The 15607-nt window shown below is 63.7% G+C and carries 15 protein-coding genes; 12 read left to right on the top strand and 3 right to left on the bottom strand.

The window, feature by feature from the left end; genetic code table 11:
* Positions 1-283 precede the first annotated feature (283 nt).
* From ccoN to GIB19_RS20450, 12 genes are all read left to right on the top strand, one after another.
* Entirely contained in the window at positions 284-1726 is a 1443-nt protein-coding gene (gene ccoN / locus GIB19_RS20505; RefSeq protein ID WP_027592924.1) for a cytochrome-c oxidase, cbb3-type subunit I, read from the top strand.
* Complete coding sequence (ccoO, locus tag GIB19_RS20500) at positions 1726-2334, top strand: cytochrome-c oxidase, cbb3-type subunit II (RefSeq protein ID WP_003254286.1); 609 nt, start codon at positions 1726-1728, stop codon at positions 2332-2334. Before ccoN ends, ccoO begins: the two co-directional genes overlap by 1 nt.
* Before the next feature lie 5 nt (positions 2335-2339).
* Positions 2340-2537 (top strand): CcoQ/FixQ family Cbb3-type cytochrome c oxidase assembly chaperone, encoded by a 198-nt coding sequence (locus tag GIB19_RS20495; protein WP_033699345.1) that lies wholly within the window; start codon positions 2340-2342, stop codon positions 2535-2537.
* Positions 2534-3514 (top strand): cytochrome-c oxidase, cbb3-type subunit III, encoded by a 981-nt coding sequence (gene ccoP / locus GIB19_RS20490; protein WP_027592926.1) that lies wholly within the window; start codon positions 2534-2536, stop codon positions 3512-3514. Before GIB19_RS20495 ends, ccoP begins: the two co-directional genes overlap by 4 nt.
* Before the next feature lie 299 nt (positions 3515-3813).
* Complete coding sequence (gene ccoG / locus GIB19_RS20485) at positions 3814-5229, top strand: cytochrome c oxidase accessory protein CcoG (RefSeq protein WP_085272545.1); 1416 nt, start codon at positions 3814-3816, stop codon at positions 5227-5229.
* A gap of 15 nt (positions 5230-5244) precedes the next feature.
* Complete coding sequence (locus GIB19_RS20480) at positions 5245-5772, top strand: FixH family protein (protein ID WP_085272544.1); 528 nt, start codon at positions 5245-5247, stop codon at positions 5770-5772.
* A 148-nt stretch (positions 5773-5920) separates the two neighbouring features.
* A complete protein-coding gene (locus tag GIB19_RS20475; protein ID WP_274887823.1) occupies positions 5921-8365 on the top strand; it encodes a heavy metal translocating P-type ATPase in 2445 nt (814 codons plus the stop codon).
* Between the two features lie 13 nt (positions 8366-8378).
* Complete coding sequence (gene ccoS, locus GIB19_RS20470; protein WP_099428697.1) at positions 8379-8594, top strand: cbb3-type cytochrome oxidase assembly protein CcoS; 216 nt, start codon at positions 8379-8381, stop codon at positions 8592-8594.
* Positions 8587-9270: a sulfite exporter TauE/SafE family protein gene (locus GIB19_RS20465; RefSeq protein ID WP_099428696.1), complete on the top strand. Its 684-nt coding sequence runs from the start codon at positions 8587-8589 to the stop codon at positions 9268-9270. Before ccoS ends, GIB19_RS20465 begins: the two co-directional genes overlap by 8 nt.
* Before the next feature lie 106 nt (positions 9271-9376).
* A complete protein-coding gene (gene hemN, locus GIB19_RS20460; RefSeq protein ID WP_274887822.1) occupies positions 9377-10759 on the top strand; it encodes an oxygen-independent coproporphyrinogen III oxidase in 1383 nt (460 codons plus the stop codon).
* 186 nt (positions 10760-10945) lie between these two features.
* Positions 10946-11680: a Crp/Fnr family transcriptional regulator FnrA gene (fnrA, locus tag GIB19_RS20455; protein WP_027592933.1), complete on the top strand. Its 735-nt coding sequence runs from the start codon at positions 10946-10948 to the stop codon at positions 11678-11680.
* Positions 11681-11733: 53 nt separating this feature from the next.
* Complete coding sequence (locus GIB19_RS20450) at positions 11734-12282, top strand: adenine phosphoribosyltransferase (RefSeq protein ID WP_003254303.1); 549 nt, start codon at positions 11734-11736, stop codon at positions 12280-12282.
* Positions 12283-12417: 135 nt separating this feature from the next.
* On the opposite strand, the gene recR is transcribed toward GIB19_RS20450, so the two are convergent.
* From recR to dnaX, 3 genes are all read right to left on the bottom strand, one after another.
* Entirely contained in the window at positions 12418-13020 is a 603-nt protein-coding gene (gene recR / locus GIB19_RS20445) for a recombination mediator RecR (RefSeq protein ID WP_027592934.1), read from the bottom strand.
* Positions 13021-13108: 88 nt separating this feature from the next.
* The gene (locus GIB19_RS20440) at positions 13109-13444 is read right to left on the bottom strand and encodes a YbaB/EbfC family nucleoid-associated protein (RefSeq protein WP_008093501.1); all 336 of its coding nucleotides are present in this window, start codon (positions 13442-13444) and stop codon (positions 13109-13111) included.
* Between the two features lie 64 nt (positions 13445-13508).
* On the bottom strand, positions 13509-15584 hold the full coding sequence (gene dnaX / locus GIB19_RS20435) for a DNA polymerase III subunit gamma/tau (RefSeq protein WP_274887819.1): 2076 nt from the start codon (positions 15582-15584) through the stop codon (positions 13509-13511).
* Positions 15585-15607 lie beyond the last annotated feature (23 nt).

Genomic DNA, 15607 nt, shown 5'->3' with positions numbered 1-15607 from the left:
GCCTCAGTGGGCTTCGCTGCCAATCCAGCGAAGCAGACGCGGCGCATAGCCTGGTGCCGTCCGACAAAAAAGCCTGACCGATCGATCAGAAAAAGATGAAAAACGGTACACATTACAAATATTTATTTGTGTACAATCGTTCGAACCCAACACCGCTGGACACAGGTGGACGGGCTTGGACACGGGTCGGCGTACCAAAGTTGCGTTGCGGTAACCCGAGGGGTTATCGATACTGGCGCCGATTTTTCGACCAACAAGAACATCAAAACCGTGGAACCTTAGAATGAGCACAGCAATCAGTCCGACTGCTTATAACTATAAGGTCGTCCGCCAGTTCGCCATCATGACGGTGGTCTGGGGGATCCTTGGCATGGGCCTCGGCGTTTTCATCGCCTCGCAACTGGTATGGCCGCAACTGAACCTGGACCTGCCCTGGACCAGCTTCGGCCGCCTGCGCCCGTTGCACACCAACCTGGTGATCTTCGCCTTCGGCGGCTGTGCGTTGTTCGGCACCAGCTACTACGTAGTGCAGCGCACCTGCCAGACCCGGCTGATCTCCGACAGCATGGCGGCCTTCACCTTCTGGGGTTGGCAAGCGGTGATCGTCGGCGCACTGATCACCCTGCCGATGGGCTACACCACCACCAAGGAATACGCGGAGCTGGAATGGCCGCTGGCGATCCTGCTGGCCATTGTCTGGGTGACCTACGGGCTGGTGTTCTTCGGCACCATCGTCAAGCGCAAGACTAAGCACATCTACGTCGGCAACTGGTTCTACGGCGCATTCATCGTGGTCACCGCGATGCTGCACATCGTCAACCACATCTCGCTGCCGGTCAGTTTGTTCAAGTCGTACTCGGCCTACTCCGGCGCCACTGACGCCATGATCCAGTGGTGGTACGGCCACAACGCCGTGGGCTTCTTCCTCACCACCGGCTTCCTGGGGATGATGTACTACTTCGTGCCCAAACAGGCCGAGCGGCCGATCTACTCGTATCGCCTGTCGATCGTGCACTTCTGGGCGCTGATCACCCTGTACATCTGGGCCGGCCCGCACCACCTGCACTACACCGCCCTGCCCGACTGGGCACAGTCGCTGGGCATGGTGATGTCGATCATCCTGCTGGCGCCAAGCTGGGGTGGCATGATCAACGGCATGATGACCCTGTCCGGTGCCTGGCATAAATTGCGCACCGACCCGATCCTGCGCTTCCTCGTGGTATCGCTGGCGTTCTACGGCATGTCCACCTTCGAAGGCCCGATGATGGCCATCAAGACCGTGAACTCGCTGTCGCACTACACCGACTGGACCATCGGCCACGTCCACGCCGGCGCCCTTGGTTGGGTAGCGATGATCTCGATCGGCGCGGTGTACCACATGATTCCCAAGCTGTATGGCCGGGCACAGATGCACAGCGTCGGCTTGATCAACGCGCACTTCTGGCTGGCGACCATCGGCACCGTGCTGTACATCGCCTCGATGTGGGTCAACGGCATCACCCAGGGCCTGATGTGGCGCGCCATCAACGATGACGGCACGCTCACCTACTCCTTCGTCGAAGCCTTGCAGGCCAGCCACCCGGGCTACATCGTCCGCGCGCTGGGCGGTGCATTCTTCGCCTCGGGCATGTTGCTGATGGCTTACAACGTGTTCCGCACCGTACGCGCGGCCAACCCGGTTGAAGCAGATGAAGCCGCCAAGATCGTCGTCGTGGGAGCGCACTGATGAAGCATGAAGCCGTCGAGAAGAACATAGGCCTGCTGGCCTTCTTCATGGTCATCGCCGTCAGCGTCGGTGGCCTGACCCAGATCGTCCCGCTGTTTTTCCAGGACGTCACCAACAAACCCGTTGAAGGCATGAAGCCGCGCACCGCGCTGGAGCTTGAAGGCCGCGACATCTACATCCGCGAAGGCTGCGTGGGCTGCCACTCGCAGATGATCCGCCCGTTCCGCGCCGAGACCGAGCGCTACGGCCATTACTCGGTCGCCGGTGAAAGCGTGTGGGACCACCCCTTCCTGTGGGGCTCCAAGCGCACCGGCCCGGACCTGGCCCGCGTGGGCGGCCGCTACTCGGACGACTGGCACCGCGCGCACCTGTACAACCCGCGCAACGTGGTGCCCGAATCGAAGATGCCGTCCTACCCATGGCTGGTCGAGAACAAACTCGACGGCAAGGACACCGCGAAGAAGATGGAAGTCCTGCGGACCCTCGGCACGCCGTACACCGACGCCGACATCGCCGGCGCGCGGGACGCGGTCAAGGGCAAGACCGAGATGGACGCCATCGTCGCGTACCTGCAGGGTCTTGGCACCATCATCAAAAGCAAACGGTGACGCTGATGGATATCGGGATGATTCGCGGCCTGGGCACCGTCGTGGTGATGGTGGCCTTCGTAGGCCTGGCGCTGTGGGTGTTCAACCCACGGCGCAAGCAGGAGTTCGACGAGGCGACCCGGTTGCCCTTCGCGGATGATCCCGAAGCCACCCGGCACGTCGAGCAAGCGCAAGCAAAAGCTTCTGGGAGCAAAAAACAATGACAACCTTCTGGAGTCTGTACGTCACCGTCCTGACCCTGGGCACCATCTTCTCACTGACCTGGCTGCTGCTGTCGACCCGCAAGGGCCAGCGCGAAGAGGTCACCGACGAGACCGTCGGGCATGCCTTCGATGGCATCGAGGAATATGACAACCCGCTGCCCAAATGGTGGTTCTGGCTGTTCGTCGGCACCATCATCTTCGCCCTCGGCTACCTGGTGCTGTACCCAGGCCTGGGTAACTGGAAAGGTATGCTGCCGGGCTATTCGTACCTGGACACCGACAAGCAGACCGAGTTTGCCAACGGCCAGCCAGGCTGGACCGGCGTGCACGAGTGGGAAAAGGAAATGGCCAAGGCCGATGCCCGCTTCGGGCCGATCTTCGCCAAGTTCGCCGCGATGCCCATCGAGGAAGTCGCCAAAGACCCGCAGGCCTTGAAAATGGGCGCACGGCTGTTCGCTTCCAACTGCTCGGTGTGCCACGGCTCCGACGCCAAGGGCGCCTACGGTTTCCCCAACCTGACCGACAACGACTGGCGTTGGGGCGGTGAGCCGGAAACCATCAAGACTACCATCATGGGCGGTCGCCACGGCGTGATGCCGGCCTGGTCCGAGGTGATCGGCGAGCAAGGCGTTGCCGATGTGGCAGCCTTTGTGGTCAGCAAGCTCGATGGCCGCACCCTGCCGGAAGGCGCCAAGGCCGATGCCGAAAACGGGCAGAAGATCTTCGCCGCCAACTGCGTGGCCTGCCACGGGCCAGAGGGCAAGGGTACGCCAGCCATGGGTGCACCAAACCTGACCCATCCGCAGGCGTTTATCTACGGCTCGAGCTTTGCCCAACTTCAGCAGACCATTCGCTACGGCCGCCAAGGGCAGATGCCGGCGCAGGAACAACTGCAGGGCAACGACAAGGTGCATTTGCTGGCGGCGTATGTGTACAGCCTGTCGCATCAGGAGCAGGAGCCTCAAAAGGCTGAGTAAGCAGGTCCGGCCTCTTCGCGGGTAAACCCGCTCCCACAGGTATCTCGCCGAGCCTGAGGGCAGCGGGGTCCCTGTGGGAGCGGGTTTACCCGCGAAGAATCCAGCACAAGATGACCTGGATCAATTGACACCCGCCATATCACGATTCATACCACGAACCCAACGCGACTAAAGGTCGCAGTGCAACCCCTGGGTGCCATCACAGGCGTATCATGGGTCGCAGAGCGCTAGCAGATTGCGCGAGACTGCGGCCGGCATGCACTGGCCGCGGCATTTCTCCACTGCCGTGGGACTTGATGATGAGCAAGCAAATTCCGGTACATGACGTCACCCCGCCTGCCAACAAAGGGAAGGATTCCGTCGACCTCTACGCCTCCCGCGAGAAAATCTACACCCGCGCCTTCACAGGCGTGTTCCGCCGCCTGCGCATGGTGGGCGGTGCAGTACTGTTCCTGCTCTACTTCGGCACCGTGTGGCTGAACTGGGGCGGTCACCAGGCCGTCTGGTGGAACCTGCCCGAGCGCAAGTTCTACATCTTCGGCGCCACCATCTGGCCCCAGGACTTCATCCTCCTGTCAGGCATCCTCATCGTCGCCGCGTTCGGCCTGTTCTTCGTCACCGTGTATGCCGGCCGGGTGTGGTGCGGCTATACCTGCCCGCAAAGCGTGTGGACGTGGATTTTCATGTGGTGCGAAAAAGTCACCGAGGGTGATCGCAACCAGCGCATGAAGCTCGACCGCGCCCCCATGAACGGCAACAAGTTCCTGCGCAAATTCGCCAAGCACAGCCTGTGGCTGCTGATCGGTTTCGTCACCGGCATGACCTTTGTCGGTTACTTCTCGCCGATCCGTGAGCTGGCCATCGAATTCTTCACCGGCCAAGCCGATGGCTGGGCCTACTTCTGGGTCGGTTTCTTCACCCTCGCCACCTATGGCAACGCCGGTTGGCTGCGCGAGCAGGTGTGCGTGTACATGTGCCCCTATGCACGCTTCCAGAGCGTGATGTTCGACAAGGACACGCTGATCGTGTCCTACGACCCGCGCCGTGGCGAAACCCGTGGCCCGCGTAAAAAAGACATCGACTACAAGGCCCAAGGCCTGGGCGACTGCATTGACTGCACCATGTGCGTGCAAGTCTGCCCCACCGGCATCGACATCCGCGACGGCCTGCAGATCGAGTGTATCGGCTGCGCCGCGTGCATCGACGCCTGCGACACCATCATGGACAAGATGAACTACCCCAAAGGGCTGATCAGCTACACCACCGAGCACAACCTGTCCGGGCAGAAAACCCACATGCTGCGCCCTCGGCTGATCGGCTATGCGCTGGTGCTGCTGGTCATGATCGGCGCCCTGGCCACCGCCTTCGCCACCCGCTCGCTGGTCGGCTTCGACGTCAGCAAGGACCGCGTGCTGTACCGCGAAAACGCCCAGGGCCGGATCGAGAACGTCTACAGCCTCAAGGTCATGAACAAAGACCAACGCGACCACGTCTACGTGCTCGATGCCGCCGGCCTGCCGGACCTCAAGCTCGAAGGCCAGCGCGAGATCCGCGTGGCGGCCGGTGACATCGTCAGCCTGCCCGTGCAGCTGTCGATAGCGCCCGAGAAACTGCCATCGACCACCAACGAAATCACCTTCATCCTCAAGAGCGCCGATGACAGCGACGCCCAGGTTGAAGCCAAGAGCCGCTTCATCGGCCCACAGATCCGCTGAGAGAGATTATCGACAATGCCTGCCGCCACCGCCGCCAGCCCTTGGTACAAGCACCTCTGGCCCTGGATCATCATCGGTATCCTCACCACCTCGGTGTGCCTGAGCCTGACCATGGTCAGCATCGCCGTGCGCAACCCGGACAACCTGGTCAACGACAACTACTACGAGGCCGGCAAGGGCATCAACCGCTCGCTGGACCGTGAGCTGCTGGCCCAGACCTTGAACCTCAAGGCCAGCGTGCATTTGGATGAGCTGACCGGCGAAGTCGACCTGCGCCTGACGGGCGACAGCGACCCGCAAACGCTGGAACTGAACCTGATCTCGCCCACCCAGCCGGACAAAGACCGCAAGGTGGCGCTAACCCGTGCCGAGGCTGGGCGCTATGTCGGGCAACTGGACGACAAGGTCGAAGGGCGGCGCTTCGTCGAGTTGCTGGGCAGCCAGCAAGGGCAGGTGTGGCGGTTGTTCGAGGAAGAAAAGGTGGAGCATGGTGTGACCCTGCAGCTGGGCGATGAAGCGTTGCTAGGCGCAGAACACAAATAATCGCGACACCACTGCCCCTGTGGGAGCGGGTTTACCCGCGAATGCGTCAGACCTGTAATCACCACTGCCTGATCTATCGCATTCGCGGGTGAACCCGCTCCCACAGGGTTCGATGCAAACCAGCTGATTTGTGTAAGGCAACAGCCCAATGACCCAACCCACCCCCTGCTACCACTGCGCCCTGCCCGTCCCCGCCGGCAATCGCTTCACCGCCGTGGTCCTCGGCGAGCCCCGGCAGTTCTGCTGCCCAGGCTGCCAGGCAGTGGCCGAGTCCATCGTCGCCGGGGGCCTGGAGCACTATTACCAACACCGCAGTGACACCAGCGCCAACCCCGAAGCCTTGCCCAGGCAACTGCAGGATGAACTGGCGCTCTACGATCGCAGCGACGTGCAACAAACCTTCGTCCGCCACGCCGGCGAACTGGCCGAAGCCACCTTGCTGGTCGAGGGCATCAGTTGCGCCGCCTGCGGCTGGCTGATCGAAAAGCACCTGCGCAACCTGCCCGGGGTCGCCGAAGCACGCCTGAACCTGTCTAATCATCGCCTGCTGCTGGCCTGGGACGACCACCAGCTGCCCCTCTCGCGCCTGCTCGCCGAGCTGCGCCAGATCGGCTACGCCGCCCATCCCTACCAACCGGACCAGGCCGCCGAACAGCTGGCCCGGGAGAACCGCAGCGCCTTGCGGCGCCTGGGTGTCGCCGGGCTGCTGTGGTTCCAGGCGATGATGGCAACCATGGCCACCTGGCCCGAATTCAACATCGACCTGTCGCCCGAGCTGCACACCATCCTGCGCTGGGTCGCGCTGTTTCTGACCATCCCGATCGTGTTCTACAGCTGCGCGCCGTTCTTCAAAGGCGCAGCGCGCGACCTGCGCACCCGCCACCTGACCATGGACGTCTCGGTATCGCTGGCCATCGCCCTGGCGTTCGGCGCCGGGATCTGGACCGCGATCAGCGGCAGCGGCGAGCTGTATTTCGATACCGTCGGCATGTTCGCCCTGTTCCTGCTGACCGGTCGCTACCTTGAGCGGCGCGCCCGCGAGCGCACTGCAGCGGCCACCGCGCAACTGGTCAACCTGCTGCCCGCCTCGTGCCTGCGCCTGGACCTCATCGGCCGTGCCGAGCGCATCCTGCTCAGCGAACTGCAGCGCGGCGACACGGTGCAAGTGCTGCCCGGCGCGGTAATCCCCGCCGATGGGCGCATCGTCGAAGGCCGCTCCAGCGTCGACGAGTCACTGCTGACCGGCGAATACCTGCCGCAACCGCGTCGCGTCGGCGATCGGGTCACCGGTGGCACCCTGAACGTCGAGAGCACCCTGAACGTGGAAGTCGAAGCCCTCGGCCACGACTCGCGGCTGTCGGCCATCGTCCGCCTGCTGGAACGCGCGCAGACCGAAAAACCGCGCCTGGCCGAGATCGCCGACCGCGCTTCGCAGTGGTTCTTGCTGTTTACCTTGATAGCCGCCGTGGCCATCGGCCTGTGGTGGTGGCACCTGGCCCCGGATCGCGCCTTCTGGATCGTGCTGGCCATGCTGGTGGCGACCTGCCCTTGCGCCTTGTCCCTGGCCACGCCCACGGCCCTTACCGCCGCCACCGGCACCCTGCACAAACTCGGCCTGCTGGTGACCCGCGGCCACGTGCTCGAAGGGCTCAACCAGATCGACACGGTCATCTTCGACAAGACCGGCACGCTCACCGAAGGCCGCCTTACCTTGCGCAACATTCGCCCGCTGGGCGACCTGGCCGCCGACCGTTGCCTGGCCCTGGCCGCCGCCCTGGAAAACCGCTCCGAACACCCCATCGCACGCGCTTTCGGCCGCACCGCCGCGCCCGCCGACGAAGTGCAGACCGTGCCAGGCCTGGGCCTGGAGGGGCTGGTTGACGGTCAACGCCTGCGTATCGGCCAGGCCACGTTCGTGTGCGCCCTGAGTGGCGCAGAAATCCCCGGCGTGCCCGAGCCACGCGGCCAATGGCTGCTGCTGGGTGATCGCCAAGGGCCGCTGGCCTGGTTCGGCCTCGATGACCGCCTGCGCGATGACGCCCCGGCCCTGCTCGCCGCCTGCAAGGCGCGGGGCTGGCGGACGCTGCTGCTGTCGGGTGACAGCTCGCCGATGGTCGCCGAAGTGGCGGCGCAACTGGGCATCGACCAGGCCATCGGCGGCCTGCGCCCGGACGACAAGCTGGACCGGCTCAAGGCGCTGCAAGCCGCTGGCCGCAAGGTGCTGATGCTGGGTGATGGGGTCAACGACGTGCCGGTGCTGGCTGCCGCCGACATCAGCATCGCCATGGGCAGCGCCACTGACCTGGCCAAGACCAGCGCCGATGCGGTGCTGCTGTCCAACCGCCTGCAGGCGCTGGTACAGGCCTTCGACCTGGCCCGCCGCACGCGCCGCAACATCCTCGAGAACCTGCTGTGGGCGACCCTGTATAATGGCCTCATGTTGCCGTTTGCCGCGCTCGGCTGGATCACCCCCGTGTGGGCGGCCATCGGCATGTCGGTGAGCTCGCTGATCGTGGTCCTCAACGCCCTGCGACTGACCCGGCTGCCAGGCGTGGCGGCCACCAGCAGCCACCCGCAACCCGCCACCGCCTGATCAGGAGCCGCCCATGCCAGCCCTCTATGTCATGATCCCGGCCGCCCTGCTGCTTGTCGGCGTCGCCGTGTACATCTTCTTCTGGGCCGTGGACAGCGGCCAGTACGACGACCTCGAAGGCCCTGCCCACAGCATCCTGTTCGACGACCAGGACCCGCGCCACCAGGCTGCGGTCAAGCCGGACGACAGCCTGGCCGAAGACGACAAGGACCCCCCACCCCGTGCCTGACCTGCTGCCCCTGCTCGGCTCGGCGCTGATCCTTGGCCTGCTCGGTGGCGGCCACTGCCTGGGCATGTGCGGCGGCCTGATGGGCGCGCTGACCCTGGCCATCCCGCCCGAGCAACGCGGCCGACGCTTGCAGCTGCTGTTGGCGTACAACATCGGGCGCATTCTCAGCTATGCCTGCGCCGGCCTGCTGGTAGGCCTGGCTGGCTGGGCCGTGGCCAGCAGCCCGGCCGCCCTGGCGCTGCGGGTGGTAGCTGCATTGCTATTGATTGCCATGGGGCTGTACCTGGCCGGCTGGTGGAGCGGGTTGACCCGTATCGAGGCCCTGGGCCGAGGGCTGTGGCGGCATATCCAGCCAGTCGCCTCGCGCTTGCTGCCGGTGTCGAGCCTGCCGCGCGCCCTGTTGCTAGGGGCCTTGTGGGGCTGGTTGCCGTGCGGGCTGGTGTACAGCACGTTGTTGTGGGCTGCGAGCCAAGGGAATGCGGGGTACAGCGCGGCGTTGATGCTGGCCTTCGGGCTGGGCACCTGGCCGGTATTGCTGGCCACGGGCTTGGCGGCGGAGCGGGTCAGCAGCCTGTTGCGACGGCGCAGCGTGCGCATGGCGGGCGGGTTGCTGGTCATCCTGTTTGGCCTGTGGACGCTGCCTGGGCCACACCAGCATTGGTTGATGGGGCATTGAAGCGGGCTGCTGTGCAGCCCTAAAGGCTCTTGATACAAATCAACACAGATTCCTACAGACGGCCATAGACTCCGGACACTGCTCGCTCTATCCGGGGACCGCCCACATGCTCGACGACCTACGTTGGGACACCGACCTGATCCGCCGCTACGACCTGGCCGGACCACGCTACACCTCCTACCCGACCGCCGTGCAACTGCACAGCGAAGTGGGCTCGTTCGACCTGCTCCACGCCCTGCGCGAGAGCCGCCGGGCGGTGCGCCCGTTGTCGCTGTACGTGCACGTGCCGTTCTGCGCCAACATCTGCTACTACTGCGCCTGCAACAAAGTCATCACCAAGGACCGTGGCCGCGCTGCGCCCTACCTGCAACGCCTGGAGCAGGAAATCCAGCTGATCGCCTGCCACCTGGACCCCAAGCAACGGGTCGAGCAACTGCACTTCGGTGGCGGCACGCCCACCTTCCTCAGCCCCGTGGAACTGCGCCAGCTTATGGCCACCCTGCGCCAGCATTTCAACCTGCTGGACGATGATTCCGGCGATTACGGCATCGAAATCGACCCACGCGAAGCCGACTGGTCGACCATGGGCCTGCTCCGCGATCTGGGCTTCAACCGTGTCAGCCTGGGCGTGCAGGACCTGGACCCGGCCGTGCAGCGGGCGGTCAACCGCCTGCAGAGCCTGGAGCAGACCCGCACCCTGATCGAGGCAGCGCGTACCCTGCAATTCCGCTCGATCAACCTGGACTTGATCTACGGCCTGCCCAAGCAGACCCCGGAAGGCTTTGCCCGCACGGTCGAAGAGGTGATCCGCCTGCAACCCGACCGTTTATCGGTGTTCAACTACGCCCACTTGCCCGAGCGTTTCATGCCTCAGCGACGCATCGACAACAATGACCTGCCGAGCCCGTCAGCCAAGCTCGAAATGCTGCATGCCACCATCGACCAGCTGACCGCCGCCGGTTACCGCTACATCGGCATGGACCACTTCGCCCTGCCCGACGATGAGCTGGCCATGGCCCAGGAAGAAGGCACCCTGCAACGCAACTTCCAGGGCTACACCACCCACGGTCATTGCGACCTGGTCGGCCTGGGGGTGTCTGCCATCAGCCAGATCGGCGACCTCTATTGCCAGAACAGCAGCGACCTCAACACCTACCAGGACAGCCTCTCCAACGCCCAACTGGCCACCCAGCGCGGCCTGCTGTGCAACCACGACGATCGCCTGCGCCGGGCAGTGATCCAGCAGTTGATCTGCCATTTCGAACTGGACTACGAGCCGATCGAACAGGCCTTTACCATCGATTTCCGCGGCTACTTCAACGACCTTTGGCCAGAACTGCTGACCTTGCAGCGTGATGGCCTGATCAGCCTGGACGACAAGGGCATCCGCATCCTGCCCGCCGGCCGCCTGTTGGCGCGCTCGGTGTGCATGGTGTTCGACGCCTACCTGGCGATGCAAAACCGCCAGCGCTTCTCACGGGTCATCTGAAAAGCGAGTCGTTCGACCGCATGGACAAGTGGGCTTGTGCGGCACACTATGGGTACACGAAAGGCCTCGGCGCGCACCCGCCGAGGCTTCGCCAGCACGCACCACAATAGCGCACGCTGGCCTACAACCTACGCCGTGAGTTACCCTTACGTCTTATGTGTGCTTTCCCACAAGGATCGATTGAAAATGTCCGAGCCAGTTAAACTGCGCCCACATACCCAGGCCCATTGCAAGGATTGCAGCCTGGCCCCCCTGTGCCTGCCTCTTTCGCTGAACCTGGAAGACATGGAAGCACTGGATGAAATCGTCAAACGTGGACGGCCGCTGAAGAAAGGCGAGTTCCTGTTCCGCCAGGGTGACAATTTCGGCTCGGTCTACGCAGTACGTTCCGGCGCTCTCAAAACCTTCAGCCTCAGCGACAGCGGCGAAGAGCAGATCACCGGCTTCCACCTGCCCAGCGAACTGGTCGGCCTGTCCGGCATGGACACCGAAGCCTACCCGGTGTCGGCCCAGGCTCAAGAGACCACGTCGGTGTGCGAAATCCCCTTCGAACGCCTCGACGAACTCTCGGTGCAATTGCCGCAGTTGCGTCGTCAGTTGATGCGTGTGATGAGCCGCGAGATCCGCGACGATCAGCAAATGATGCTGCTGTTATCGAAGAAAACCGCCGACGAACGCATTGCCACCTTCCTGGTCAACCTGTCCGCACGCTTCCGCGCACGTGGCTACTCGGCCAACCAGTTCCGCCTGAGCATGTCACGCAACGAAATCGGCAATTACCTGGGCCTGGCGGTGGAAACCGTGTCGCGGGTCTTCACCCGCTTCCAGCAAAACGGCCTGATTCGCGCCGAAGGCAAGGAAGTGCATATCCTCGACCCGATTCAGTTGTGCGCGCTGGCCGGCGGTGCAATAGAGGCCTGAGCTTTTGTTAACGGGTATACTGGCGCCATCGTTTTTCCAGGATACCCGCAACAATGCATAGCGAAGCCTTCGACCTCAAAGCCCTGATCCGCCCGGTAGTGGACTTCCCCAAACCGGGTGTGATCTTTCGCGACATCACCCCGCTGTTCCAATCCCCACGCGGGCTGCGCTATGTCGCCGACCAGTTCATCGAGCGTTATGTCGAGGCTGAGTTCAGCCACATCGGCGCCATGGACGCGCGCGGTTTCCTGATCGGCTCGATCATCGCCCACCAGCTGAACAAGCCGCTGATCCTGTTCCGCAAACAGGGCAAGCTGCCGGCTGACGTGCTGAGCGAGGGTTATCAGACCGAGTACGGCGAGGCCTTCCTCGAAGTGCATGCCGACAGCCTGTGCGAAGGCGACTCGGTGTTGATTTTCGATGACCTGATTGCCACTGGCGGCACCCTGCTGGCGGCAGCCAACCTGGTGCGTCGTACCGGGGCTCAGGTATTTGAAGCGGCAGCGATCATTGACCTGCCGGAGCTGGACGGTTCGCGCCGGCTGCAGGCTGCGGGTGTGCCGACCTTCTGCCTGACCGAGTTTTCCCTCAGCGAATACTGAGTGCATTGCAGCCATCGCTTTTTGTAGGAGCAGCCTTGCGCTGCGAAGAGGCCAGTGACAACGGGAGCGATTTTCGTTGCCATTACCGGCCTCTTCGCAGCACAAGGCTGCTCCTACAGACCGCTCGTTAGGTTTTTAGAGCGAGATCGGCCGGCGCCCGGCAAAGGCATGGGCCAATGTCCCGCCATCCACCAGCTCCAGCTCGCCACCCAGCGGCACACCGTGGGCAATGCGCGACGCCACCAGGCCTTTCTCGTTCAGCAACTGCGCGATGTAATGCGCCGTCGCCTCCCCTTCCACCGTCGGGTTAGTCGCCAGGATCACCTCGGTAAAGGTGCCCTGCTCCTCGATTCGCGCCATCAGCTGCGGCACGCCAATCGCCTCAGGCCCCAGGCCATCGAGCGGCGACAGATGCCCCTTGAGCACGAAATAGCGGCCGCGGTAGCCGGTCTGCTCCACCGCATACACATCCACCGGCCCCTCGACCACACACAACTGCGTGTCGTCACGGCGCGGGTCGGCGCACTGCGGGCACAGTTCCTGCTCGGTCAGGGTGCGGCACTGACGGCAATGGCCAACCCCTTCCATGGCCTGGGTCAACGCCTGAGCCAACCGCAGGCCGCCGCTGCGGTCACGCTCAAGCAGCTGCAGGGCCATGCGCTGGGCGGTTTTCTGGCCGACACCCGGCAGGGTGCGCAAGGCATCGATCAGTTGGCGGATCAGGGGGCTGAAGCTCATGTAGGCAGGCCTGCAAGTCGGGGGAACAGAATGAACAAGGGAGCAACGGCCCCAAGGCCGTTGCTCCCCATTTGACGCAAAAGGTGTATCAGAACGGCATTTTGAAGCCTGGCGGCAACTGCATGCCAGCGGTCATGCCGCCCATTTTTTCCTGGCTGCTCTGCTCGACCTTACGGACCGCATCGTTCAGTGCGGCAGCGATCAGGTCTTCAAGCACTTCCTTGTCGTCTTCATCGGTCGACATCAGGCTTTGATCGATGCTGACGCGCTTAACGTCGTGACGACCGGTCATCACCACGCTCACCAGGCCGCCACCGGATTGGCCGGTCACTTCGGCGTTGGCCAGTTCTTCTTGCATCTTGGCCATTTTTTCCTGCATCTGCTGGGCCTGCTTCATCAGGCCGGCCATGCCACCTTTCATCATGGGGGTATACCTCGATTGGGTCATGTGATGCGGCCCGGCACCGGGCCAGCCGCATGGTTATCCGTTACTGGCCCTGATTGGCCAGGGCCTCTACAGGCTCAATAGTATCCTGTCGCACCTTGGCACCGAACTGCTTGATCATCTGCTGGATCAACGGATCCTGCTCGATCGACACCACGGCGTCCTGCTGGCGCTCGGCACGCTTGCGCGAGGCGGCCTGGGCTGGCGTTTCCTGCTCAGGGCGTATCAGCTCGATACGCAGGTTCAGGGTGCGCCCCAGGTGCTGATTGAGCGCGTCGTTCAAGCGCCGCTGCTGGGTGGCGTTGAACAGTGCGCCCTGGCCTGGGTCCAGGTGCAACAGCCAGTCGTCGCCGTCGGCGGCAATCAGCGTACAGTTTGCGGCGATGTTGCCTGTCATACCGGAGACAGGCAACTGTGGGAATAATTCCAGCCATTGCAGGGCCAGGCCGGTAGCCGGCTGGGCGGCTGGCAGCGGTTCGGCAGCAGGTTTGGGCTGCTCTTCCTGGACGTGCTCGGCCAGTTCATCGAGGTAACTGAACCCGACGGGGTCGCTGTCACCTACGTAGTAATCTTCGTCCGCTGGCGGTTCGTCGTCGCGGTCCATGCCCGCTGCCGCATAGGCCGACGGGTCGAACGGCGGCTCGTCGTAGGCCGGCTGCTCGCGCTGCGGCTCGGCCATGGCTGGCTGGGGCGCGGGTGTTGGCTCAGGTGTTGGCTCAGCCACAGGCACCGGCGAGGCGGCAACCGGCACGGGGGGCGCTACAGGCTCTTCCCAAGGCAGGTCGATGACATCCTCGACAGGTGCGGGTGCCGGCGCAGCAGGTTCAACTGGCGCTGGCTGGGTAACGGCAGGCGTCGGCTCTACGGCCGGTACTACAGGGGTCGGCACCTCCACCGCTTGCGCGACAACCGGCGCCACGGGCGCTGCGGCTGGCTGATGGGCCACTCCCGCAGCTGCCACCGGTGTTGCAGGATCAGCTGTGGCTTGGCTGATCCCCACCGGCTTTAGCACCGGCTTCGGCGCGTCATCGGTGTCGGCCGGGCGGAACGCCAGCATGCGCAACAGGACCATCTCGAAGCCACCCCGCGGGTCCGGCGCCAAGGGCAGGTCGCGGCGGCCAATCAGGCCCATCTGGTAATAGAACTGCACGTCCTCGGCCGGCAATGCCGAGGCCAGCGCCAACACGCGATCGCGGTCGCCCTGGCCGTTGTCCACCGCCTCCGGCAGAGCCTGGGCAATGGCGACACGGTGCAGCACGTTGAGCATTTCGGCCAGCACGCCACTCCAGTCCGGCCCTTGCTCGGCAAGGTTGCGCACAGCCTCCAGCAGCGCGCGGGCATCGCCTTCTAGCAGCGCCTGCAGCACGCCATAAACCTGCCCATGGTCGAGGCTACCGAGCATGGCCCGCACATCGGCCGCCAGCACCTTGCCTTCACCAAACGCGATGGCCTGGTCAGTCAAGCTCATGGCATCGCGCATCGAACCGTCGGCGGCGCGGCCCAGCAGCCATAGGGCATCTGGCTCGAACGGCACGTTTTCGGCGGTCAGCACATGGCTGAGGTGCTCGACTACCCGCTCCGGGCTCATGTTCTTCAGCGAGAACTGCAGGCAGCGCGACAGGATGGTCGCTGGCAGCTTCTGCGGGTCGGTGGTGGCGAGGATGAACTTGACGTAGGGCGGCGGCTCTTCCAGCGTCTTGAGCAAGGCGTTGAACGAGTGGGTCGAGAGCATGTGCACTTCGTCGATCAAATAGACCTTGAAGCGCCCACGGCTCGGGGCATATTGCACGTTATCCAACAGCTCGCGAGTGTCTTCGACCTTGGTGCGGCTGGCGGCGTCGATCTCGATCAGGTCGACGAAGCGGCCCTCGTCGATTTCCCGGCACACCGAGCAGGTGCCACAGGGCGTCGAGGTGATGCCGGTTTCGCAGTTCAGGCATTTGGCGATAATGCGGGCGATGGTAGTCTTGCCCACACCGCGGGTGCCGGTAAACAGGTAGGCATGGTGCAGGCGCTGGTTGTCCAAGGCATTGATCAAGGCCTTGAGCACATGGGCCTGGCCGACCATTTCGCGGAACGAGCGCGGACGCCATTTTCGTGCAAGAACCTGATAACTCATCGAAAAACCATCGTAGCCTGATC

This window comes from Pseudomonas sp. ITEM 17296, assembly GCF_028895205.1.
Lineage (GTDB): Bacteria > Pseudomonadota > Gammaproteobacteria > Pseudomonadales > Pseudomonadaceae > Aquipseudomonas > Aquipseudomonas kermanshahensis.
This window is presented reverse-complemented; position numbering and strand designations above follow the sequence as displayed.